The 23,320-nt window shown below is 67.6% G+C and carries 15 protein-coding genes and 1 pseudogene; 7 read left to right on the plus strand and 9 right to left on the minus strand.

Annotation, left to right across the window (positions count from 1 at the left end; all coding sequences use genetic code 11):
* Positions 1–578 precede the first annotated feature (578 nt).
* Positions 579–1,127, plus strand: a pseudogene (locus tag KME82_RS11085) (alpha/beta hydrolase); the annotation flags it as partial.
* Positions 1,128–1,505: 378 nt separating this feature from the next.
* Here KME82_RS11085 and KME82_RS11090 read toward each other — a convergent pair.
* The 7 genes from KME82_RS11090 to KME82_RS11120 form a co-directional block, all read right to left on the minus strand.
* Entirely contained in the window at positions 1,506–2,222 is a 717-nt protein-coding gene (locus KME82_RS11090) for a hypothetical protein (protein WP_215498549.1), read from the minus strand.
* A 268-nt stretch (positions 2,223–2,490) separates the two neighbouring features.
* On the minus strand, positions 2,491–3,393 hold the full coding sequence (locus KME82_RS11095; RefSeq protein WP_215498550.1) for an STM4011 family radical SAM protein: 903 nt from the start codon (positions 3,391–3,393) through the stop codon (positions 2,491–2,493).
* A 2-nt stretch (positions 3,394–3,395) separates the two neighbouring features.
* Complete coding sequence (locus KME82_RS11100; RefSeq protein ID WP_215498551.1) at positions 3,396–4,751, minus strand: STM4012 family radical SAM protein; 1,356 nt, start codon at positions 4,749–4,751, stop codon at positions 3,396–3,398.
* A gap of 62 nt (positions 4,752–4,813) precedes the next feature.
* Complete coding sequence (locus tag KME82_RS11105) at positions 4,814–5,635, minus strand: STM4013/SEN3800 family hydrolase (RefSeq protein ID WP_215498552.1); 822 nt, start codon at positions 5,633–5,635, stop codon at positions 4,814–4,816.
* Positions 5,628–6,758 carry an STM4014 family protein gene (locus tag KME82_RS11110; protein WP_215499043.1) on the minus strand — a complete coding sequence of 377 codons (1,131 nt, stop codon included), beginning with the start codon at positions 6,756–6,758 and terminating at the stop codon, positions 5,628–5,630. Before KME82_RS11110 ends, KME82_RS11105 begins: the two co-directional genes overlap by 8 nt.
* 24 nt (positions 6,759–6,782) lie before the next feature.
* Complete coding sequence (locus KME82_RS11115) at positions 6,783–7,697, minus strand: STM4015 family protein (protein WP_215498553.1); 915 nt, start codon at positions 7,695–7,697, stop codon at positions 6,783–6,785.
* Positions 7,698–7,944: 247 nt separating this feature from the next.
* Positions 7,945–9,342 (minus strand): GntP family permease, encoded by a 1,398-nt coding sequence (locus KME82_RS11120; protein WP_215498554.1) that lies wholly within the window; start codon positions 9,340–9,342, stop codon positions 7,945–7,947.
* Positions 9,343–9,693: 351 nt separating this feature from the next.
* On the opposite strand from KME82_RS11120, the gene KME82_RS11125 reads away from it, so the two are divergent.
* Positions 9,694–11,937 carry a TonB-dependent receptor gene (locus KME82_RS11125; protein ID WP_430538817.1) on the plus strand — a complete coding sequence of 748 codons (2,244 nt, stop codon included), beginning with the start codon at positions 9,694–9,696 and terminating at the stop codon, positions 11,935–11,937.
* Between the two features lie 550 nt (positions 11,938–12,487).
* A complete protein-coding gene (locus KME82_RS11130) occupies positions 12,488–15,838 on the plus strand; it encodes a hybrid sensor histidine kinase/response regulator (RefSeq protein ID WP_215498556.1) in 3,351 nt (1,116 codons plus the stop codon).
* A gap of 399 nt (positions 15,839–16,237) precedes the next feature.
* Here KME82_RS11130 and KME82_RS11135 read toward each other — a convergent pair whose 3' ends face one another.
* On the minus strand, positions 16,238–16,903 hold the full coding sequence (locus KME82_RS11135; protein ID WP_036103065.1) for a response regulator transcription factor: 666 nt from the start codon (positions 16,901–16,903) through the stop codon (positions 16,238–16,240).
* Between the two features lie 66 nt (positions 16,904–16,969).
* Complete coding sequence (locus KME82_RS11140; RefSeq protein ID WP_215498557.1) at positions 16,970–17,332, minus strand: hypothetical protein; 363 nt, start codon at positions 17,330–17,332, stop codon at positions 16,970–16,972.
* A gap of 84 nt (positions 17,333–17,416) precedes the next feature.
* Here KME82_RS11140 and KME82_RS11145 point away from each other — a divergent pair, with 84 nt between their 5' ends.
* The 4 genes from KME82_RS11145 (at position 17,417) to KME82_RS11160 (ending at position 23,083) form a co-directional block, all read left to right on the plus strand.
* Positions 17,417–19,372 carry a D-(-)-3-hydroxybutyrate oligomer hydrolase gene (locus KME82_RS11145; RefSeq protein WP_215498558.1) on the plus strand — a complete coding sequence of 652 codons (1,956 nt, stop codon included), beginning with the start codon at positions 17,417–17,419 and terminating at the stop codon, positions 19,370–19,372.
* Positions 19,373–19,698: 326 nt separating this feature from the next.
* Positions 19,699–20,313: a CDP-diacylglycerol--serine O-phosphatidyltransferase gene (pssA, locus tag KME82_RS11150; protein ID WP_046656469.1), complete on the plus strand. Its 615-nt coding sequence runs from the start codon at positions 19,699–19,701 to the stop codon at positions 20,311–20,313.
* A 462-nt stretch (positions 20,314–20,775) separates the two neighbouring features.
* Positions 20,776–22,011 carry a class III poly(R)-hydroxyalkanoic acid synthase subunit PhaE gene (gene phaE, locus KME82_RS11155; RefSeq protein ID WP_215498559.1) on the plus strand — a complete coding sequence of 412 codons (1,236 nt, stop codon included), beginning with the start codon at positions 20,776–20,778 and terminating at the stop codon, positions 22,009–22,011.
* Between the two features lies 1 nt (position 22,012).
* Positions 22,013–23,083, plus strand: coding sequence for a class III poly(R)-hydroxyalkanoic acid synthase subunit PhaC (locus KME82_RS11160; protein WP_215498560.1), 1,071 nt, complete (start codon positions 22,013–22,015; stop codon positions 23,081–23,083).
* The last annotated feature ends 237 nt before the right edge of the window (positions 23,084–23,320 follow it).

Here is a 23,320-nt window from a genome sequence, read left to right on the forward strand (position 1 = left end):
GCACGGATAGGCGGCTGGATCAGGTCGGCGGCATCGTCCTTAAGTTGCGCCGGATGCGATTCGGGCGCCCTTTTTTACCCGGAGAATGCAAATAGTTGATTTGTAACGCAATTCAATTCGGGACTTAACGAGGGATCCCCGTGGGGACGCCAAATAGAATCAGGGCTCGGGAAACCGGGCCCTGATTTTTGCGTTTCTGGTTTGTGCGTCGGAGTTTGCGCGCCTGAAAGTGCATCGCGCTTCAAGAAACGATTTGCATGCATCTGGTCCGCAGGACCGCGATGCTTCTCGCTTCTCGCGCGATAGCGATCCGATGCATCGGCTGCATCAGTGTAACTACGACAAGAATCGGACCAATGCGATGCCTTCGCAACGGCGCGCCGTACAGCGCCAGATCCATTTCGCCCGATTAGGCAAATGCGCGTATTCGCCGCGTTGTCGCCTGCGATCGTTGCGACGCAGCGTGTTCGGATCGAACCCGCTTGCTAGCATCGTTTGCGCAGATACCACCACCGCGCGCGAGCAAGGATCGAAACACGATGAAATCAATCGAATGGATGTGTCGCGCCGCGTGCTTGATGGTGGCGATATGGCTCTGTGCAGGCACTGCGTACGCCGCCGAGCCCGAGCCGCACAAGCTCTACGAAACCTTCACCATCGAATCCAAAACGCTCGGCGAAACCCGACGGATCAACGTCTATGCGCCGCCGGGCTTCGATGCGAAGGCCAAGCGCAAGTACGCGGTGCTGTATATGCTCGACGGTGGCGTGAAGGAGGATTTCCCGCATCTGAGCAACGCGGTCGATCAGGCGATCGCCGCCGGACAGCTCGAGCCGGTGTTCGTGGTCGGGATCGAGAACACCCGGCGTGGGCGCGACATGACCGGGCCGACGCAGGTCGCCCAGGATCGCAAGATCGTGCCGGAGGTGGGCGGGTCGGCGCAGTTCCGCGCGTTTATCCGCGACGAGCTGATCCCGCAGTTCGAACGCAGGTTCCGCATCAACGGCCGGCGCGGCGTGATCGCCGAATCGCTGGCGGGGTTGTTCGTGGTCGAGACTTTTTTGCTTGAGCCGGATCTGTTCGACACCTGGGTGGCGATCAGTCCCAGCCTGTGGTGGAACGATCGCGCGCTGCTGCATACGGCCACGGCGCGGCTGGACGCGATGCCCAGCAAGCGCAAATCGGCGCTGCTGCTGTATTCGGCCAACGAGGACAATATCGCGCCGGAAACCCAACAACTGGCGGACATGCTGAAGGCGCATGCGCCCGAGGGTTTGCGCTGGGATTACCGGCCCCGGCCGGACCTGCGCCACGGCACCATTTATCGCAGCGTCGAGGCCGAGGCGGTGCGTTGGGCGTTGCCAGTGCGCAAGTGAGCGGGCGCGCGGCGCCGCGCTGTCAGCGGTGAGCAGTGACCGAAACGATCGGTTGGATAAGGCGAGCCTTGGCCGCTCGCCCGCATGCGTGCAAGCGCGCCGGCCCGCGGGCCGTGCTCGCCTGTGCGATCACTCGCCGGACTTCTGCGTCAACATGCCGTTGTTGACCACGTCGATCACGCTGCTGAAGTTGCCGGTGAACCACGGCTTGCCCTTGCCTTCGCCGTAGAGGTCCATCGTGCCTTGCACGGTGCGGGTGCCGGCCTTGTCGAAGGAGTGCTGGAACTTGTCGAGCTGGGCGAGGAAGACCTCGGTGGTGAGCGAAGCGGGCGGGCCCTTGTCGGCCAGCAGCTCCTGCAGTCCGGCGCCGGGCACGGGCACCACGCATTCGTAGGTGACTTGGGTGATGCGCTGGCCTTCGGCGACGTCGTTGGCGCGTTCGCTGCTCGACAGGCTGCGGCACTTGGCCGAACCGGTGGCCTGGTTCTGGCGCTTCATCGCCGCGATCAGGCCGGCCTTGGCCTGCTTGGGATCGACCTTGGGCAGTTCCTGCATCAGGCCGGTGGCGATTTCCTCGAGCTGCTTGTCCAGGTTGGCCGGCGCATCGGTCACGGCCTGCACGTCGAGCGCGTCCTCGCCGTTGTAGGCGGGCTTGAGGTACTCGTTGAGGGTCTTGGTGGCGGCGACGTCCTGGTTCAGCGCGACGCGGATGTAGAGCTCGACCACCTGTTCGGGCGTCAGCGCGGTCGCAGCCGGCGCGGCGAAGGCGGGCGCGGCGTTCAGGCCGATCGCGGCCGAGCACAGCGCGGCGGCCAGGGCGGTGGGGCGGGTCCAGTGTCGAAGCATGGTGCGTTCCTTGGCAGAAGGGAGTGTTGGTCTCGCAGGCGTGGCGCGCGCGGCGGTAGTGGCCGCGATGCCCGTCACCAGGGTGATGACGGACGAAGGCGACGGTTGCCGTACCGCGGCGGGTGCTTGCGACGGCCGTCGCTCGCGATGGCACGGGTCGATGCAGTCGTCGCGGGTACGCGCGCCGGCGCGCGCGGCCGAGCCGTCATCGTACAGATTGGCCGGCGATCGGGCGATGCAAGGGCTGGCGAACTCGGCGATCGGCGAGTTAGAGCGCGGTCGCGATTCGCGCCGAATCCGCGCCGGCGACAGCGCCCGCGCCGAGCATCGCGGGAATCCGCTCGAGCACGCCGCCTGCATAGTCGCGCTGAAACGGCAGATCGCTGCGATGCGCGTAGCCGATGTAGCAGTCGCAGCGCGCGTTCGGGCAGGCGCGCGCGCGCAGGTGCGCGGCGAAGCTGCCGTCGTAGAGGTTGCCCAGCGGCGCGGCGACGAAATGGCAGCGGCGCACGTCGCCGTCGCCGTTGACCGAGATCACGCTCTCGCCGGTGAGGCACGGCGCGCCCAGGCTCGGCGCGGGGTCGAGGTTGTAGCGAAAATGCGGGTCGATCGCCTGCAGCCGTTCGATCTGCGCGTCGTCGTAATAATCCGCCGGGCGCTCGTCGTAGGCGTTGAGCCACAGCGGCGTGGCGGCGGGCAATTGCGCGCGCAGGGCCTCGATTTCGTCCAGGTGTTCGTGCATCGCGACCATGCCCACGCTGTGGCGCACGCCGCGCCGGTCGAGTTCGCGGCAGCGCGCCACGAACGCGTCGCGCGCGACCTGGCTGGGGTGATAGGTGCACCACAGCGCGAGCTTGTCGCGATCGACTTCGTCGAGCCAGCGCATGCCGACGCACAGATTGGTCTGGATCGCGACCCGGCGCAGATGCGGCAAATGACTCAGGCGCGCGATCGCGTCGCGGTAATGGCGGCGCACCAGGCCTTCACCCCAGGGCGTGAACAGGATCGACAACGGCATGCTCTGCGCGGCCGCCCAGTCGACGAAACGCGCCAGGTCGGCGGCGTCGCGGCGCAGCGCCGCGCGGCTGTCGTAGGTTTTCGCGAACGGGCAATAGCCGCAGTCGTAATTGCAACTGCTCAGGCGACCGCGATAAAGCACGGACAGATGCATGCTCAGCCCAGCCGGTAATCGCGCATGCGTTGCGCGATCGCGGCCGAGGTCAGCCACGGGCCGAGGGTGTCGGCGCGGGCGAGGCCGGCGTCGTTGAGCGACAACAGCGCGCCGTCGTCGTCGGCCAGGCCGAGTTCGATCAGCTCGCGCAGTTGCGGTAAGTCGTCGAGGCAGTCGACGCCGAAGCGGTCGCGGTAGCCGGCGTGCTCCAGCCCGGGCCGGATCAGCAGCGACTGGATCACGTAGCGGCGGCGTTGCTCGTCGTCGTCGAGTTCGATGCCGTAATCGGCGCAGGCGAACGAGGCTTCGTCGCGGGCGAGATAGTGATCGAGGATCTCGGCGACGCTGCGCCGGGCCACGCCGTATTCGCTGGAGTAATGCACCCGGCCGGTGTACGAGCGTGCGCCGCAGCCGATGCCGACCATGCCGTCGCTCTGGCAGCAATACACCGGCGCGGCCAGGTCGGGCGCGTGCGGCGCGCGGAACATGCGCATCGACACTTGGGTGTAGCCGGCCCGCAGCAGGCGGTCGCGTCCGGCCTCATACAACGCCAGGCGTTCGTCGAGCGGTTCGGGTTGCAACACGAAACCGGTCTTGCCGCCGTTCTTGGCCTCGATCCGGCCCAGCCCGGTCAGCGGCCGCACGTACAGCGGATACAGATACAACTCCTCGGGCGCATGGCTCAGCGCGCTGTCGATCGAAGCCAGGAAACTGGCGACGGTCTGCCCGGCGATGCCGTAGATCAGGTCGAGATTGAGCGTGGGAAAGCCGGCTTCGCGAATCGCGGCGATCGCGCGTTCGACCACCTCGCGCTGCTGCGGCCGCACCAGCGCGCGCACCTCGGCTTCGCTGAAACTCTGGATGCCCATGCTGACCCGGTCGATGCCGGCCTCGCGGCATACGCGCAGTTTTTCGGCATCGACGGTTTCCGGCGACACCTCGATCCCGGCCGGGGTGGCGCGCAGGTCGATATTGGCGTGGCGCTCGACCATCGCGAACACTTGGCGCAATTGCTCGGCGTCCAGATAGGTCGGAGTGCCGCCGCCGAGGGCGAAGCGCACGAAGCGGTGTTCGCCCAAGGCGGCGGCGGTCGCGCGCAATTGCTGTTCCATCTGCTGCAGATAGCGTTCGACCTTGGCCGGGTCGGGTCGCGCCAGCGCGAACAGATTGCAGAAGCCGCAGCGGTACGAACAAAACGGCACGTGCAAGTAAAGGAACAAGGCGTCGCGGCGTTCGCCGGCCCACAACTGCGACAGCGGCCGCGGCGGTTCGATCGGCCGGTACGCGGTCTTGTGCGGGTAGGAATACGAATACGCCTGATACGGCGGCAGGCGCAGCAGGTCGGCCAGGCGCGGCATCGGATCACTCGTGTGACTGGACAGGGCGCTCGCGGAGACGGCAGGGTTCATCGGGGCGGCGCTCACGGTGAAATCAGGAAGTGCGCGTACGGCACGGTCATCACGACATCATGCGCCAGACGGTGGCCGTGGTAGCCGTCTTCGCCGTAGGCGGTGCCGTGGTCGGAACAGACGATCGCGAAGGCGCGGCCGCGTTCGCGCAAGGCGGCGAACAGCGGCGCGAGCGCGGCGTCGACGTAACGCAATGCGGCGCAATGGCTTTCGAAGCTGTCGTGCTCGGCGCCGGCCAGATAATGCCGGTTGGGCTGGTGCAGGGCCGACACGTTGATGAACACGAAGCTGCGCCGCTCGCGCAGTTCGTCGCTGCGCAGCCGTTCGCAGGCGAGCGCGATCTGGCGTTGGGTCGAATCCGCCGCGGTGACGCCGAACGCCGGCTGCCAGTGGCTTTCGTCGAACAGATCGGGGAATTGCGAGCCCAGCGGGTTGCGCTTGTTGAAGAAGCCGACCCCGCCGATGCAGATGGTGTGATAGCCCGCATCGCGCAGGCCCGAGACGATATCGGCGCGATCGCGGAACACATACGTGCCCGGCGCGGTGGTTTCGCTGCCTTCGAAATCGAGCGCGAACAGGCGCGGGTGCGGGCCCGGCCGCGCCGGCGTGGGCAGGAAACCGGCGAAGAACGCCGCGTGCGCGGCGTAGGTGAAGCTGCCCGGGGTATGCCGGCGTTCCCAGCCGCTGGCCGGAAGATGGGCGCCCAGCACCGGCAGTTCGCCGCGTTCGAAGCAGCGCTGCGCGGCGTCGAAGCGCAGGGTGTCGAGGGTGATCAGCAGCAGGTCGTGATCGCCGACGATCGCGCGCATGTCTGGATGCTCGTGCTCAGACATGGGCCGGCTCGGACAGGGGCGATGCCTTCGCGGGTTGCGGACTGCGCCGCGTCTGCAACTGGGCTTGATCCTGGTAAGGCGTGCGGCCCTGCCAGTGCAGGTTGAGCAACAGGTCGCCGAAGGCGTTGGCTTCCAGCACCCAACTGCGGCCGTCGCGCACGATCAGGTCGAAACCGATCATGCGGCTGCGCGCGAACGCTTGCGCGGCGTGTTCGGTCGCGGTTTCCAGGCTGTGCATGGCCGCGTGGTCGAGCCATTGCTCCGGCGCGAAGCGACGGTTGCCCAGGTGCAGGTTGGTCAGCGGGCTGCGGCTGGCGCGCGCGATGCGCTGGCGCGGGCGGCCGTCGAGCGCGATCACGCGCAGGTCGTAATGGCCGCCGGCCGCATCGGGTGCGCGCGGCTTGGCGATCCAGCGTTCCAGGTAGGCGCCTTGCGCGGCCACCGCGTCGATCAGCGTGGCGATCTGCCGGCCGTCGCTGCAGCGGCGCGGACGCAGCGAGTTGAATATGCGCAGGCGACCGGCCTGTTCGACCGCTTCGGCCGAGCCGTACAGCGCTTCGCGGCCCTGGCGGTTGCGCCGGTACGCCAGCACGCCCGCGCCCGAGGAACCGTAACGCGCCTTGATGAAGACCTGGCTGCAGGCGTGTTCGCGCAGGCGTTCGTGCAAGTCGTCGTAGCCGCCGATCGCGCCGAGCAGCGGCGGGATCGCGACGGCGTGGGCCTGAAAACGCTGCTGGCAGGCGAGCTTGTCGCTCATGCCGGCGATGTTGTCGGGCGGATTGAGGTAGTGCGCATCGGCCGGCAGGCGTTCGAGCAGTTCGGAAAAACCGGCATACCAATAGTGCTGATGCGCCAGCTCGCCATGTTCGAGCTCATGCGGTTTCGGCCCCGGCTCGCCGAGCCGCCGCCAGCCGCGCTCGATCAGCGCGGCGTGCAGGGCCGGGGCTTCGCCCGGCGATTCGATCTTGACCATGGCCTGCGGATGACGCGCGATCGCCTCGAGCGCGCGCGCCGGTTCGTCGAGCAAGCTCGCGTAGTCGACGACCTGCGCGTCGGCCAGGCCACGCGCGCGCAACGCCTGCTGCAGGCCGTCGATCCGGCGGCTGCCGCGCGGACCGATCAGCAGCCAGGGCGTGGCGGGCATGAACTACTCGGAAACCGCCACGTAGCGGTCGCCATCGTCGTCGGGCTCTTCGGGGTCGTCGAGCACCACCGCGCAGGGCAGGGCCAGCAGCTGCTGCTGCCATGCCGGCGAGATGTAGTGATGGCTCAGGTCGATGCGTTCGATCGTGCCCAGGTTCGGGCTTTCGGCCAGCGCCTGTGCGCCCAGATCGCCGATGGTGCCCAGCGACAGGTCGAGCGTGCGCAAGGTCCCCAGCCACGGTTGTTGCGCCAGCCATACCGCGAGTTCGTCGCTGATTTCCGAATCGCGCAGGCCCAGGTAACGCAGACGCTCGGGGCCGATCTGCGCGAGCAGGTGCTGGTAGGTTTCCAGGCCGCCGTCGAAACCGTAGTTGTCGCTGCCCAGCCACAGTTCCAGATGATTGAGCGCCGGCAGGGTCGAGGCTGCGATCGCCTCGACGATGGTCTTGGGCAGGCCGCCGCACTCGATCGCCAGTTCTTCCAGCGCGTCGTGCTGGAACGCCTGCAGCTCCAGGTCGCTCGAGCCGCGGATGCGCAGCGACTGCAGTTGCGGGAACGCGGCCAGCAGCGGGTTGTAGGAGGTCTGGATGATCCAGGAGATCTCGCAGTCCTCGAAGGTCATGTCGCCGACGAACAGCGCCTTGAGCGCGGGCAGTCGGTCGCGGTATTCGATCAGCGCGTCGAGATAGCCTTGCGGGCTTTGCTCCTGCGCTTCGCTCCACGCGCCGATGATCAGCGCTTCCAGGGTGGACGGATCGATCTGCGCCAGGAAACTGTCGAGCAAGTCGCGCTGGCTTTCGGCGCTGTCGTAATCCTGGGTGAGGCGATACACCACATCGCCGCCGGCGGGCTTGTCGCCCATGCTGAAGTTGACGACGCGTTTGCCGCGGAAGATCTGCGAGTATTCGCCGATGGTCACGTAGGGCTCCTTGCCTGAACTGCCGAAGAGGGCGCCAGCATAACCAAGGTCGGGTGTCGGGCGTAAGCGCGGGGCGATGCGGGCGCGGGATTTTTCTCAGGCAAGCGGAAGGCGCATAGTTTTTGTGGGTGGGGCTTGAGCCCCGACGCCGTTCTCTCAGACAGCCGCGGGCTAAGCAGCGTCTGATTGAACAGCGTCGGGGCTCAAGCCCCTCCGGCAAAGAGTTCGTGTTGCGCAAAAAGCGTGGTCAGACCAACCCGGTCGCGTAGAACACCCCGATCACCACGAACACCGCCGCGGTCTTGATCAAGGTGATCGCGAACACGTCCTTGTAGGCCTGGCGATGGCTCAGCCCGGTCACCGCCAGCAGGGTGATCACCGCGCCGTTGTGCGGCAGGGTGTCCATGCCGCCCGACGCCATCGCGGCGACGCGGTGCAGCACCTCCATCGGGATGCCGGCGGCGTTGGCGTTGGCGATGAAGGTGTCGGCCATCGCCGCCAGGGCGATGCTCATGCCGCCGGAGGCCGAGCCGGTGATGCCGGCCAGCGCGGTCACCGTCACCGCTTCGTTGACCAGCGGGTTGGGAATCGCGCCGAGCGCGTTGGCGACCACCAGGAACCCCGGCAGCGCCGCGATCACCGCGCCGAAACCGTATTCGCTGGCGGTGTTCATCGCCGCCAGCAGCGCGCCGCCGATCGCCGCCTTGCTGCCTTCGGCGAAGCGGGTCATCACCGGTGTCCAGGCGAACACGATCACCGCGGCGATGCCGATCAGCAACGCGCCCTCGACCGCCCAGATCGCGGCGATCTTGGACACGTCCTGCACCACCGGCGCGGCGTCGCCGATCACCGCCGGATCGAAGCTGTGCTGTTTGCCGTAGGCCTGCGGCAGCCACACGCTGAAGCATTTGTTGGCCACGCCGACCAGCACCAGCGGCAGGATCGCAAGCAGCGGATGCGCGAGCTTGCCGCCTTCGAACGGCGCCGGCTCGTTAAGCAGGTTCTCGCCATAGCCTTCGCCGGCCTTGAGCGCCGCGCGCCGCCGCCAGTTCAAGTACGACAGGCCGACGATCAGGATGAACACGCCGCCGATCACGCCCAGCCACGGCGCGGCCCAGGTGTCGGTGCCGAAGAACGAGGTCGGGATGATGTTCTGGATCTGCGGCGTGCCCGGCAGCGCGTCCATGGTGAAGGTGAACGCGCCCAGGGCGATGGTGCCGGGGATCAGGCGCTTGGGGATGTCGCTCTGACGGAACAGCTCGGCGGCGAACGGATACACCGCGAACACCACCACGAACAGCGACACCCCGCCGTAGGTCAGCAGCGCGCACACCGCGACGATCGACAGCATCGCGCGTTCGCGGCCGAGCATGCGGATGGTCGCGGCCACGATCGACTTGGAGAACCCGGACAGCTCGATCAGCTTGCCGAAGATCGCGCCGAGCAGGAACACCGGGAAATACAGCTTGAGGAAGCCGACCATCTTGTCCATGAACAGGCCGGTGAACATCGGCGCGACCAGGGTCGGGTCGGTCAGCAGCACCGCGCCGAGCGCGGCCACCGGGGCGAACAGAATCACGCTGTGGCCGCGGTAGGCGACGTACATCAGGAAGCACAGAGCGGCCAGCACGATCAAAAACGCCATCGATTCGATTCCCCAGCGGACACCGCGGGCTGCGGCGCCCAACGCTGCGCGCAGTGTCGGCATGCGCGGCCGGGCGGGGCATTGTCCGAAGGTACAGCTGCCGGTGGCGGCGGCGGACTCCTAGGCTTTGCCCGGTAACGGGGGAGCTCGCCTCCACCACCGTCGTTGCAGGACCGGCATGGAGGCCGCGCACGGATGCGGGTCGCCGATCGCGTGGCAGGCGCGAACGTCGCGGCTTGTGTCGCAGGGCGATGCACGCGACAACGACGGCGGTGGCGGCGATGCGACCGCTCGCGCGCAGGCTTCAAGCCGCGCGCTTTGGCGCCATTTGGGTTAGGGGAGAGGACATACGTGAGTACGAGCAAGCTGAAAGCGCGCAAGCAGATCCAACGTCAGGGCTTGTGCCTGGCCATCGCCGCGGTGTTGCTGGCGCCGGCCGCCTGGGCCCAGGACGCCGCGCCGGAGCCGGCGCAGGCCAAGACCCTCGGCGGGGTCACCGTGACCGCGCGCAAACGCGAGGAAACCCTGCAGGAAGTGCCGGTCGCGATCACCGCGTTCACGGCCGAGTCGCTGGACCGGATGAATATCGAGGACATCAGCGACCTCGACGCGCAGGTGCCTAACCTGACCATCTACGCCGCACGCGGATCGAGCAGCACCATCACCGCCTACATCCGCGGCGTCGGCCAGTCCGATCCGCTGTGGGGCGTGGACCCGGGCGTGGGCATCTACATGGACGATGTCTACATCGCCCGTCCGCAGGGCGCATTGCTCGACGTGTTCGACGTGGAGCGCATCGAAGTGCTGCGCGGCCCGCAGGGCACGCTGTACGGCAAGAACACCATCGGCGGCGCGATCAAGTACATCTCGCGCGGCCTGCCGACCTCGCTCGACGGCTTCGCCTCGGTCACGGTCGGCAACTACGGCCAGCTCGACGTCAAGGCCGCGGTCGCCGGCCCGATCGGCGGCAGCACCCAGGGCGGCGACGCGACCTTGCGCGGCCGCATCTCGGTCGCCAGCCTCAACCGCGACGGCTTCGGCGAGAACGTGGTCACCAAGCAGGACGTCAGCGACAAGGAAGTGCTGGCGTTGCGCGGCAACCTCGGCGCCTACGTCAGCGATGCGCTCGACATTCAATTCGCGTTCGACTGGATGGACGACCAGTCCGGCGTGCGCGGCGCCAAGATGCTCGCGCCCAACCGCTTCGCCCCGGGCACCGCGCCGCTGGATTCGCGCTACGACATCCGCAGCGGCATGCCCAACGTCAACGACACCACGATCAAGGGCGCCTCGGCGACGGTCAACTGGCGCGCCAGCGAGGACTGGAGCTTCAAGTACGTGCTGGCCAAGCGCGAGTCCGACACCGAGACCAACATCGACTTCGACACCCTGCAGAACAAGATCGCCGACGTGAAGGCGTTCTACAGCGATCAGCAGGTCAGCCACGAACTGCAGGCGAACTTTGATGGCGGCGGCCGCGCCCGCGGCGTGATGGGCATCTATGCCTTCGACGGCGAAGCCGGCGGCCAGGTGCTCAACAACTTCTTCAACCTCAGCTTCGGCGACACCCAGGGCACGGTCTATACCGAATCCATCGCCGCCTACGCCGACTGGACCTTCGACCTGACCGACAAGCTCAAGCTCGACGTCGGCGCGCGCTACACCGACGAGGACAAGCGCGCCAAGGTGCTCAACCGCGGTTATCGCGATGCCAGCTTCACCATTCCCAACGGCGCGGTCGCGGCCAACTTCGACCGCAAGATCAACTTCAAGAACACCTCGCCGAAGGTCTCGCTCGATTACCAGATCGCGCCCGACATCCTGCTGTACGGCCTGGCCACGCGCGGCTTCAAGTCCGGCGGTTACAACATCCGCGCCCAGGCCACGGCGGTGCCGCGTTCGGCCGAGCCGTTCGACGACGAGGTCGTCGACAGCTTTGAAGTCGGCAGCAAGATGGCGTTCTTCGACCAGCGCCTGTTCCTGAACCTGTCGTACTTCCACAACAAGTACAAGGACATCCAGCTGTCGGTGTTCACCTCTTACGACAGCAACGGCGACGGCACCAACGACGCGTTCTTCGGCGATTTCACCAACGCCGGTTCCGGCACCGTGCAGGGCCTGGAAGTCGAGTACCAATGGCTGCCGAACGAGCATTGGCTGATCTCGGGCAACCTCGCCTGGCTCGACGCCAAGTACGACGAATTCCTGTACGCCGGCGTCAACATCGCCAACGAGCAGGAGTTCACCAACGCGCCCGAGTTCTCCGGCGCCTTGAACGTGGAATACCGCACCGAGCTGTCCGACGGCAGCAACCTGTCGGCGCGGGTGGGTTACAGCTATCAAAGCGACGTGGTCGCCACCACCGAGATCGTGCGCACCGGCGCCTTGCCGATCACCCAGGACGGTTACGGCCTGATCAATGCCGGCGTGACCTGGAAGAGCAAGGGGCCGTGGAGCCTGTCCCTGCAGGGCAGCAATCTGGCCGACAAGGAATACCGGACCACCGGTTACAGCCTGAATTCGGCTTTGGGCGTCTACACCGGGTTCTACGGTGCGCCGCGGCAGTATTCCTTGTCCATGAAGTACGACTTCTGATCGGCTGAGGCGGCCGCGGTGTTCGCGGTCGTGGGGTGACGATCATCGGGTTGGGCGAACCTCCGCTTGGAAGAGCGGGGGTTTTGCTTTTTGGGTGGTTGTCGTTTGCGAGGTAACAGCAAAAGCAAAAGCAAATCCCCCCTGGCCCCCCTTTTCCAAAGGGGGGAACCCGGTAGGTGGGTTCGGTGGGATGTGGTGTTTCGTTGCGATGGCAATAGCAATAACGAGATCAATAGCAACGGCAATAGCAGTAGCAACGGCAATAGCAACGGCAATAGCAACTGCAGTAGCAACCGGAATAGCGATGGCAATACCAACGGCGACTGCGACTGCGACTGCGACTGCGACGGCGAAGGCGATTGCAGTACCTAGCGCCCTGGTTCAGCCCGTGCTTTTCCCCCCTTTGGAAAAGGGGGGCAGGGGGGATTCGCTTTCCGCTCAAGCCACTACGTAATCTCCTCCCGCATCAGCACCCAAACCCACAGCACCCACACAGCACCCAAGGCCACTCCCCGCGCTATCCTCCGCCGATGCGCCCCCGCACCCCGCCATGCTGAGCCTCACCACCGTCGCCCTGGCCAGCCTGGCCTGGCTGGCGCTGATGTTCGGCACGGCGTTGTTCGCCGAACGCCGGCCGGCGGTGCTGGCCAAACATTGGCGGCATATCTATGCGCTGTCGCTCGCGGTGCATTGCACCTCGTGGACCTTCTACGGCACCGTCACCCAGGCCGCGCGCTACGGTTGGCCGCTGCCGCCGACCTTCCTCGGTTCGATCCTGTTCTACGCGCTCGCGCTGAGCTTCATGGTCAAGCTGGTCAAGCTGGCGCGCGAGACTAATGCGACCTCGCTCGCCGACCTGATCGCCACGCGCCTGGGCAAGGATGCGTGGCTGGCCGCGATCGTCACCCTGGTCGCCGCGCTCGGCCTGATTCCCTACATCGCGCTGCAATTGAAAGCGGTGGCGATGAGTTTCGCGATGCTCACCACCCAGGCCACCGACGGCGTCGCCTCGCCGGCGTGGCGCGACAGCGCGTTGTACGTCGCGCTGGCGATGGCCTTGTTCGCGATGCTGTTCGGCACCCGCCGCGCCAGCGCGGCCGAGCACAATCGCGGCCTGGTGCTGGCGATGGCGTTCGAGTCGGTGTTCAAGCTCGCCGCGATGCTCGCGCTCGGCGCGTTCGTCTGGTTCGGTCTCGACGATCTGCCCAAGGCCGCGATCGAAGCCGCGCCGACGCCGCCGGCCGGCGGGTTCGCGCCGCTGGTGCTGCTCGGCGGGTTGGCGATGTTCATCCTGCCGCATCAGTTCCATGTCGCCGTGGTCGAATGCCGCGACGAAGACGACGTGCGCACCGCGCGCTGGCAGTTCCCGCTGTACCTGCTGCTGATCGCCTTGCCGGTATTGCCGCTGGCCAAGGTCGGGCAGTCGTTGCTCGGCGCGCAGGTGCCGTCGGATCTGTACGTGCTCGCGTTGCCGCTGTCGCAAGGGCACGAGGGCCTGGCCTTGTTCGCCTTCCTCGGCGGGCTCAGCGCGGCCACCGGCATGGTCGTGGTCAGCACCCTGACCTTGAGCCTGATGATCGGCAACCACTGGTTCGCGCCGAATCTGCTGCGCGGTTCGTGGGCGCGCAACCGCGACCTGCGCGGGCGCGTGCTGGCGCTGCGGCGCGCCGGCATCGTCGCGATCATGCTGCTCGCGTGGGGCTACAGCCGCCTGATCGCCGGCAGCGAGGCGCTGGCCGATGTCGGCGCGGTGTCGTTCTCGGCCTTGGCGACCTTGGCCCCGGCGCTGGCGTTCGCGGTGTGGCGCCCGCACACGCCGCCGCGCGCGGCGATCGTCGGTATCGCCGTCGGGTTCGCCGCCTGGGCCTGGGTGTTGCTGCTGCCGATGCTGTACGAAGCGCGCGGCCTGGCGCCGGCGTGGCTGTTTGAGGGGCCGCTGGGTTGGTCGTGGCTCGCGCCGGAAAGCCTGTTCGGTCTGACCGGCTGGAGCCGGCTCGGCCGCGCGGTCGGCGCCAGCCTGTTTCTCGGCGCGCTGGCGACCGTGCTCGCGGCGATGTGGCGGCGCGAACTGCCGCGCAGCGCGCGGCGCGGGCTCGATGCGCAGACCCTGCGCGATGCCGGCCTGCGTTTCCTGCCGCGCGAACGCGTCGCCCAGTTGCTGCACGACGCGCCGGCCGGGCATCCGGTCGCGGCGGCGATCGAGGCCGAACTCGAGCGCGAACTCGCCGCGGTGCTGGGCTCGTCCTCGGCGCGGGTGCTGCTGGACGCGGCGCGGCGCGAGGCCGGGCGCGATCTGGACACGGTCGCGGCGATCGTCGGCGAAGCCTCGGCCGACCTGCGCTTCAACCAGCGCGTGCTGGAAGCGGCGTTGCAGAACATGAGCCAGGGCATCAGCGTGGTCGACGCGCAATTGCGCCTGGTCGCGTGGAATCGCCGCTACGCCGAACTGTTCGGCTATCCGCCCGAGTTGTTGCAGGTGGGCCGGCCGATCGCCGATCTCGCGCGCTGGGCGATGCAGCGTCTGCCGCCGGTCGAGGATCTCGAACACGCCTTGCAGCGGCGCCTGGCGTTCATGCGCGCCGGCACCGCGCACTTGTCCGAACGTGTGTTCGCCGACGGCAGCATCATCGAAATCCGCGGCAACCCGATGCCCGGCGGCGGGTTCGTCGCGACCTTCACCGACGTCACCGCGTTCCGTCGCGCCGAAGCCGGATTGATCCAGGCCAACGAAACTCTAGAACAACGCGTGGTCGAACGCACCGCCGATCTGCAGGTCGCCACCCGCGAGGCCGAGCGCGCCAACGAGGCCAAGAGCCGCTTCCTCGCCGCGGTCGGCCATGATCTGATGCAGCCGCTGCATGCCGCGCAATTGTTCACCGACGCCCTGGCCCAGCAGCTCGACCAGCCGACCCAGCGCGAGACCGCGACCCAGATCGCCGGCGCGCTGGAATCCACCGGCGATCTGCTCAACGGCCTGCTGGACATGTCGCGCCTGCAGGCCGGCGGCCTGGTGCCGCAGCCGCGCGAGTTTCCGCTGGCCGAAGTGCTGGAGCCGCTGGCCTCGGAGTTCGGCGCGATCGCCGCCGCGCGTGGCCTGCGTTTTCGCTATGTCGCTTCGCGTGCGTGGACTTGCAGCGACCCGCAGCTGCTGCGTCGGGTGTTGCAGAACTTCCTCGCCAACGCGGTGCGCTACACCGCCAGCGGCCGGGTGCTGCTCGGCGTGCGCAGGCGCGAGGGCGCGCTGTCGATCGAGGTGCATGACAGCGGCCCGGGCATCGAACCGGCACTGCAGCGGGTGATGTTCGAAGAGTTCCGCCGCGGCGACAACGCGCCGGGGCAGGGCCTCGGGCTGGGGCTGTCGATCGCCGACCGCATCGCCGACCTGTTGCATGCGCCGCTGACCCTGCACAGCCGTCTCGGCCATGGCACCGCGTTCGCGGTGCGATTGCCGCGAACGCCGACGCCGATGCATGCGACCTCGGCCGCGCACGGCGCCGCGCCGAGCGCGCTCGCGTTCGGTCTGCGCGGCATGCAGGTGCTCGCGGTCGACAACGATCCGCAAGCCTTGTCGGCGTTGTCCGAAGTGCTGCGGCGCTGGGGCTGCGAGGTGGTCACCGCGGCCGACGGCGAAGGTGCGCGCCGGGCGATGCGCGAACGCGCCGCCGGTCTGTGGCTGTTCGATTTCCATCTCGACGACGACGACACCGGACTGGCCTTGGCGCAGCGCCTGAGCGAGGAATTCGGCGCGCGGCCGACCTTGCTGCTGAGCGCCGACGGCGGCGCCGGCGTGCGCCAGGCGGTGCATGCGGTGGGGTTGTCGTTGTTGACCAAGCCGGTCAAGCCGCTGGCGCTGAAGTCGGTGCTGGATCGGTTGCTGGCGGCGGGTGGGGTGGAACGCTAGCGCGGGCCGGCCTGCGTCGGTCGACTCGGGCGCGAGACGGTGACGGCGGGTGTCCGGTCCGGCCGCGATCGCGCGTTGATGCACCCGGGCTGCGCCGGAGGCGGCATCGCCCGGTCGTTCATCATGTTGGGAAAGTCAGTCGATTGCCGTGGTCATTTTTTCGCCAACCCTCTTGCAATGCTTGTGCAGCAGCGCATTTCGGGGTCGCGCCGCATTCTGTCCGCAGGTTTGTCCACAGGCTGTGTGGACAACCTCGGCCTGGATGGAGCTGCGGCGGGGGTTGCGGGCGAGGCGGCGGCTTCCCTCACCCCAACCCCTCTCCCGCGAGCGGGAGAGGGGCTTTACGGGGACTGGGTCGTATCGCAGGACCGCAGGCTGGTCGGCCGGGCGCGGCCGCGGTCAGTCCTCGATCCGCCGCGCTGGGTCCGATAGTTCCAGTTCGCGCAGCACCACCCCGGCCTGGGTGCGGTTGCGCACGCCGAGCCGGTCGAAGATCGCCGACAGATGCGCCTTGACCGTGCGTTCCTGCACGTCCAGGCGATCGGCGATCTGCTTGTTGAGCAGGCCTTGCGCGACCAGGCTGAGCACCCGGAACTGCTGCGGCGACAGGCTGGCCAGGCGCGAGGCCAGGTCGGCGTCGCCGCGGTCGCTCTGGGTGCGCGCGACCGCCGCGCGCAACGCCGCCGGCAGCCATTGCTCGCAGGCCAGCACCGCGCGGATCGCGTCGCGCAGTTCGTCCAGGCCCGAGCTCTTGGGCAGATAACCGGCCGCGCCGTGATCGAGCGCGCGCCGCACCACCCGCGGATCGTCGTTGGCCGACACCACCGCGACCGCGGTGCCCGGGTACTGGGCGCGGATCGCGGCGAGTCCGGCCAGGCCGTGGTTGCCGGGCATGTGCAGGTCCAGCAGGACCAGGTCGATGCCGGGTTCGGCTTCCAGCGCGGCCAGCGCATCGTCGAGCGTGCCGGCCTCGCGCACCACGGTATCGGGCACCGCGTCGGCGGCGGCCTGGCGCAGCGCGGCGCGGAACAGCGGATGGTCGTCGGCGATCAGCAGGGTCGGCATCGGCTTAGCCTAGCAGGCGATAGCGGCGGACGAGCCTCGGTTCCGGCGGTGTCCAAACCGCATGCGTCAGTAAATGCCCCCGTCCGGCCAATCGTGATGCAGCAAGGCCAAGGGTTGGTCCTGCTCCTGATAAAGCTGCAGCCAATGGCGTACGCCGGACCCGGTCAGCGCCGCCGACAGCAAGCGCGCGTCGCTCACAAGCCGCTCGTAGGTAGAGGCGGAGCCTTCGATTTCAGGGTCGTCCAGGTCTTCGCCATACACTTCGAAGCTGAGGCATTCGCAGTCGCGGACGTGAATGGTGTAATGGCCTTGTTCGATGTCGAGTCCGGCCAGGTACAGCAGGTGGACCATGTCCGCGCGTGTCGGCCACGGATCGCATTCGCCCACCAGGAACGCGCGGGTATCGGGTTTAGGCAGATGGTCGGTCATGTCGAGGCGAGGATAGGCAAAGCGTCGACAAACGCTGTACCAAAGTACGATGAGGCCGGCGCGCCGAGTTGCTAGGCTGCCCGGATGAGCGCCTCTATCCTACGCACCGCCGCGGCCAGCGCCGCCCTGATCTTGATGACTTCTCTGGCCACGCAGGCTGCGGTTGCGGCCAAATCGCGCACCGCCGCTGCAAAAAACGCCAAGGACGCCACCCCGATGTTCAGCAGTCAACGCCAGACCGAGCACCGCGGCGAACACGACGATCTGCTGACCGCCGGACTCGGCCTCGACGGCCTGCGCGCGATGGTGCCGCCGGCGTTCGCCGACGCGGCGCATCCCACGCCGGCGGAATTGCGCCGCCGCGCGCTGTGGGCGAACTGGCGCGGCATCGCCGATCTCGCGCCGGGCGGCGGCTATGGCGAGTTGTACGGCAGCACCGCGGCGGTTCCCGGCCGCGAGTACAGCGCGTTCGCGACCGTGGCCGGCGCCAGCCAGCCGCATCGCGTGCTGGTGCAGGTGCCCGATGCATTCGATACGAAAAAACGCTGCGTGGTGGTTAGCGCCTCCTCGGGATCGCGCGGCATCTACGGCTCGATCGCGGTCGCCGGCGCCTGGGGCCTGCCCAAGGGATGCGCGGTCGCCTACACCGACAAGGGCGCGGGCACCGATTACTTCGATCTCGATGCCGGCATGGGCGTGCGCGCCGACGGTACGGTCGGTCCGGCCTCGGAAGGCGGGCTCGCGTTTACGCCGAAGGCCAGCCAGCGCGAAGGCGGCAAAGGCATCGCGTTCAAGCATGCGCATTCGCAGGACAATCCCGAGGCCGACTGGGGCCGGCATGTACGCCAGGCCGCGCAATTCGCGTTGGCGTCGTTGGACAAGGCGTTTCCCGAACAGGCGCCGTTCACCGACGCGAACACGCGGGTGATCGCGGTCGGCATCTCCAACGGCGGCGGCGCGGTGTTGCGCGCGGCCGAATTGAACGACACGCCGTGGCTCGACGCGGTGGTCGCCGGCGAGCCGAACGTCTACGTCGCCGGCGCGCGGCCGTTGTACGACTACACCACCGAAGCGGCCTTGCTGATGCCGTGCGCGCTGCTGCACAAGCCGCTGGCGGCCGCGCCGGTGTCGCCGATCACCGGCGACAGCGCCGAATCGTTCTGCAGCTACGTCGCCGGCCTCGGCCTGCTCGGCGATGCGGCCAGGCAGGCGAGCACCGAAGTTCGCGCGCACGCCGCCTACGAACGCATGCACGCCAACGGCTGGAGCGACGATGCGCTGCGCGCCGGCGCGCTGTCGGTGAATTTCGACCTGTGGCGCGCGGTGGCGGCGACGTATGCCTCCGCCTATGGCCGCTATGCACCGGCCGGGCAGGCGCGGACGAAAGATCCGGATCAGCCCTGGGTGCGTTACGCCTATGCCGCCGCGACCCCGGCCAGCGCCACCGCGCCGGCCGCCGAACGCGCCGCGAGCGAGAGCGAACGCGCCGCGTGGTGGTCCGACGCCAGCGGCATTCCGCCGGGCGCGGGCGTGCAGTTGTTCGGCCCGGCCGGCGGCGAGCGCCTGGCGCCGCTGGCGGCGCTGCGCGAGTTGTGGAGCGGCGAGATCCTCGGCGGCGAAGCGGCGTATCCCGAATACGGCGCCGCGCTCAAGCGCGCGCACGAACGCGTGCGCGCCGGCATCGAGCACACCCGCGCCGCCGCGCCGCGCAAGGACCTGCCGATCGTGGTCGTGCATGGGCTCGACGACGGCTTGATCCCACCGGCGTTCAGCAGCGCGCCGTATGTCGCGATGGCGCGCAAGGCCGGCGCGCAAGTGCGCTATTGGGAAGTTCGCAACGTCCAGCATTTCGACGCCTTCCTCGGCTTGCCGGCGATGGGCGCGCGCTATCTGCCGCTGTTGCCGTACGTGTATGCCGCGCTCGATCGGGTCGAGGCGCATCTCGATCGAGGCACGCCGCTGCCGGCGGATGCGGTGGTGGCGAACTCGCCGCGTGCCGGCAAGGCATTGACGATCGAGAATCTGGCGGTGCCGAAGTAATCCGATCGCGTTGGGTTGTTGGATGGAGTGCGCGGTCGAATCGCCGCGTTCGACTTCGCGGCGCCGACGATCGGGAATCAACGCGCTGAAACTGACAGCCGCGCCGACATAGGGCGCGGCCGCAGCCGTGTTCCGATCGATGACGGCTTGATCCTCGCCACCGCGCCGTGCCGGGCGAATCGCCGAAAACCTTGGCGCAGCCTGGATTTGCCCGGCGCGCGTGGCCCGATTGCGACTTCGGCCTCTTGCGGCCTGCACACCGGCTTTGGCAGGCTGGGCGCACACCCTGAACGGCGAACGCGCCGTTCGCCCTGGAGCCGAGCCGCATGCCGCGCCATTTTTCGATGCTTCGCGAATTCCACCTCGCGGATTGGTTCACCCTCGCCAACGCCTTCTGCGGCACCGGCGCGATCTTCGCCGCGATGCGTTTCCTGCAGGAAGGCGGGGTGCGCGACCTGATGATCGGCATGGCGTTGATCCCGCTGGCCTTCATCTTCGATGCGCTCGACGGCCGGGTCGCGCGCTGGCGCAAGTCGTCCTCGACCCTGGGCCGCGAACTCGATTCGCTGGCCGACGTGATCTCGTTCGGCGTCGCGCCGGCCGCGCTGGCCTACGCCTGCGGCCTGCAGGGCGGCTGGGACTGGGTGATCCTGAGTTACTTCGTCGGTTGCGGCGTCAGCCGTCTGGCGCGCTACAACGTCACCGCCGAGGCGATGTCGGGCGAGGAAGGCAAGGTCAAGTATTTCGAAGGCACGCCGATTCCGACCAGCCTGCTGCTGGTGATCGTGCTCGCGGTCGCGGCCTGGCAGGGCGCGATCGGCGCGGATCTGTGGTTCGGCGGGTATCGGCTCGGCCCGTGGCTGTTTCATCCGCTGGTGCTGATGTTCGCGTTGTCGGGATCGTTGATGATCAGCAAGACACTGCATATTCCCAAGCCCTGAGTGTCGCTGGGCGTTTGACGCATCGTTCGCGTCTTTGTCGTGGCGCGATTTCATGGCATCGCTGCGAGTCGCACGAATGCGTTCCCCTGCGAGCCGCACGAATGCGTTCCGCCCCTTTGCAAAAGGGGGGGGGCTAGGGGGATTTGCTTTTAGCCGCGAGCAAAAGCAAATCCTCAAATCCCCCGCGCGTACTGCGCACACGCCGCCCCCTTCTTCTAAGGCGGGCAAAAGCCGCGCCGCTTCGGCTCGAAGGTTCGTCGCCTCGTGATAAGTCGCGTCGAATGCATTCCCCATTGCAAGGCAGGCCGTGACGATCCGCCTTCGCCTTCAAACAGAAGCAAACGCGCCCGACGCGGCACATATTTCCCGCAAGCCCACGACCGTATTCACGAACTGCCCGCGCGCATCCACGCGCCCGGCAACACGCCATTGCTATGATCGGCGCAAACCACGGAGGCGGTGATGGCGAATTTCGGTTTCGGTTCGAACAATCCCGGCGATTTCTTCGGCGCAGGCGCCGACATGAATCAGCCCGGTTTCGAAAAACTCGCGCGACAGTACTGGGGCGCATGGGGCGAGATGATGCGCGGCGCGGCGCCGCAATCGGCGCAGCAGCCGTCGATGCCGGGCTGGAACGAGGCGGTGAGCTGGTGGTCGCAATTGGCCAAGGGCGGGCAGCCGCAGGTCGACGACACCCTGGACCGTTTCAACAGCCAGGCGCGCGGCTGGTTCGGCGAAATCCAGAAACTGGCCTCGCAGTTCGCCGGCAGCGACGCCTCGGCCGGCGACATCGCCGGTGCCTGGAAGCAGGCGCTGGGCGGGCAGGGCGCCAATCCATTCGCCGATGTGTTGAGCGCGATGCGCGGGCCGGGGCAGCAGGATTTCGGCCGCTGGGCCGAGCAGATGGGGCCGTTCCTGGAACGCTTGCAGAGCCAGGGGCAGTCCTTGCTCGGTCTGCCCGCGTTCGGTTTCTCGCGCGAGCATCAAGAGCGCGTGCAGCAGTTGTTGCAGGCGCAGTCCGATTACCAGAAGCAGAGCCAGGCCTATAACGCGCTGATGGCCGAAGCCGGCCAGGACGCGTTCTCGCGCTTCGAAGACAAACTGGCCGAGCGCAGCGAACCCGGCCGCCAGATCGGCAGCGCGCGCGCGTTGTTCGATCTGTGGATCGACGCGGCCGAAGAAGCCTATGCCGATATCGCGCTGTCGCCGCGTTTCCGCGACGCTTACGCCGCGCTGGTCAATTCGCAGATGCGCCTGCGCGCCGGCGTGCAGAAGGAAATCGAACAGGCCAGCGGCAGTTTCGGCATGCCGACCCGCACCGAGATCGACGCCGCGCATCGCAAGATCGTTCAGCTCGAACGCGAACTGCGCCGCCTGCGCGATGAAGTGCAGCAGGCGCGCGAGCCGGCGCCGCGCGAATCTCGCCCGGTCGCGGCCAAACCTGCGCCCAAACCCGCGGCGACACCCGCGGCGAAGCCGGCAGCGTCTCAGCCCGCAGCGAAGAAGGCCGCGGGCAAGCCCTCGCGTCCAGCTCCGGCCGCGGCGACCAAGCCGGCGCTGAAGCAGCCCAAACCCGCGCCCGTCAAGGCGGCGAAGAAAACCGCGATCGCGCGTCCGCAGCCGCCGGCCACGCCGCGCGCGGCGAGCGCGCCGAGGCCGGCCAAGGCCGCGCAAACCGCCAAGAAGGGAGCGCGCTGAGATGACCGCACCGATCAATTTCAGCGCCGAATCGCTGGCCAACGAGGCGATGGCCGCGCAGAACAAGCTGCGCGCGGGCCTGGACACCCTGCGCGATGTGGGCGACATCCAGTACGGCGCGACCGATCGCGAAGAAGTGTGGCGCGACGGCAAGGTCGTGCTGTACCGCTTCCGCGGCGACAAGGCACCGACCGCGAAAGTGCCGCTGCTGATCGCCTACGCGCTGGTCAATCGCCCGTACATGGTCGACCTGCAGGCGGACAAGTCGATCGTGCGCGGTCTGCTCGAGCGCGGCGAGGACGTGTACATCCTCGATTGGGGCTATCCGGACCGTTCCGATCGCTATCTCGAACTGGAGGATTACATCCAGCGTTTCCTCGGCGGCGCGGTCGATCATCTGCGCCGCGAATACCGACTGGATGCCATCAACCTGCTCGGCATCTGCCAGGGCGGCGCGTTCTCGCTGTGCTATTCGGCCTTGAATCCGGCCAAGGTGCGCAACTTGATCACCATGGTCACGCCGGTGGATTTCCACACCGGCGACAACATGCTGTCGAACTGGACGCGCGGGCTCGACATCGACCAGTTCGTCGACACCCTGGGCAACGTCCCGGCTGATGTCATGAACTGGTGCTACCTGACCTTGAAGCCGTGGCGGCTGTTCGTGCAGAAGTACGTCGGCCTGATCGACATTCTCGACGACAAGCGCGCGCTCGAGGATTTCCTGCGCATGGAGAAGTGGATCTTCGATTCGCCGGATCAGGCGGGCGAGGCGTTCCGCCAGTTCATCAAGCAGTTCTACCAGGGCAACGGTTTCGTCAACGGCGGCATCGACATCGGCGGCCGCGCGGTCGACCTGGGCTATGTCGACATGCCGGTGCTGAACATCTACGCCGAGCAGGATCACCTGGTGCCGCCGGCCGCATCGAAGGCGCTGGCCGATCTGGTCGGCACCGCCGACTACAGCGAACTGTCGTTCAAGGGCGGCCACATCGGCATCTACGTGTCCGGCCGCGCCCAGCGCGAAGTGCCCAGCGCGATTCACGACTGGCTGGCGCAGCGGTCGCGTTGAGTTCTGCGTCTCGCGCAAGCGAGGATCTCAGTACGTTCACCGCGTCCGCTTATCCCTTCTCCCGCTGGCGGGAGAAGGTGGTCCGAAGGACCGGATGAGGGCGGGCGCGAAGCGGAGGTTATTCGATCGGCTGCCGCAGACCCTCACCCCAACCCCTCTCCCGCAAGCGGGAGAGGGGTTTTGGTTCGCTGCGGCGAGTGGTCGGTCGCGATTGCGATTCGGCGATGACGATCCACT

It is taken from the genome of Lysobacter capsici, assembly GCF_018732085.1.
In the GTDB taxonomy this organism is placed as follows: Bacteria; Pseudomonadota; Gammaproteobacteria; order Xanthomonadales; family Xanthomonadaceae; genus Lysobacter; species Lysobacter capsici_A.

Excerpts from the sequence above, each read along its gene's own strand:
- KME82_RS11095 (WP_215498550.1), bottom strand. The coding sequence starts at position 3,393 with ATGCATCTGTCCGTGCTTTATCGCGGTCGCCTGAGCAGTTGCAATTAC.
- KME82_RS11145 (WP_215498558.1), top strand. The coding sequence starts at position 17,417 with ATGAGCGCCTCTATCCTACGCACCGCCGCGGCCAGCGCCGCCCTGATC.
- KME82_RS11140 (WP_215498557.1), bottom strand. The coding sequence starts at position 17,332 with ATGACCGACCATCTGCCTAAACCCGATACCCGCGCGTTCCTGGTGGGC.
- phaE (WP_215498559.1), top strand. The coding sequence starts at position 20,776 with ATGGCGAATTTCGGTTTCGGTTCGAACAATCCCGGCGATTTCTTCGGC.
- KME82_RS11100 (WP_215498551.1), bottom strand. The coding sequence starts at position 4,751 with ATGCCGCGCCTGGCCGACCTGCTGCGCCTGCCGCCGTATCAGGCGTAT.
- KME82_RS11105 (WP_215498552.1), bottom strand. The coding sequence starts at position 5,635 with ATGTCTGAGCACGAGCATCCAGACATGCGCGCGATCGTCGGCGATCAC.
- KME82_RS11120 (WP_215498554.1), bottom strand. The coding sequence starts at position 9,342 with ATGGCGTTTTTGATCGTGCTGGCCGCTCTGTGCTTCCTGATGTACGTC.
- KME82_RS11135 (WP_036103065.1), bottom strand. The coding sequence starts at position 16,903 with ATGCCGACCCTGCTGATCGCCGACGACCATCCGCTGTTCCGCGCCGCG.
- pssA (WP_046656469.1), top strand. The coding sequence starts at position 19,699 with ATGCCGCGCCATTTTTCGATGCTTCGCGAATTCCACCTCGCGGATTGG.
- KME82_RS11090 (WP_215498549.1), bottom strand. The coding sequence starts at position 2,222 with ATGCTTCGACACTGGACCCGCCCCACCGCCCTGGCCGCCGCGCTGTGC.
- KME82_RS11160 (WP_215498560.1), top strand. The coding sequence starts at position 22,013 with ATGACCGCACCGATCAATTTCAGCGCCGAATCGCTGGCCAACGAGGCG.
- KME82_RS11130 (WP_215498556.1), top strand. The coding sequence starts at position 12,488 with ATGCTGAGCCTCACCACCGTCGCCCTGGCCAGCCTGGCCTGGCTGGCG.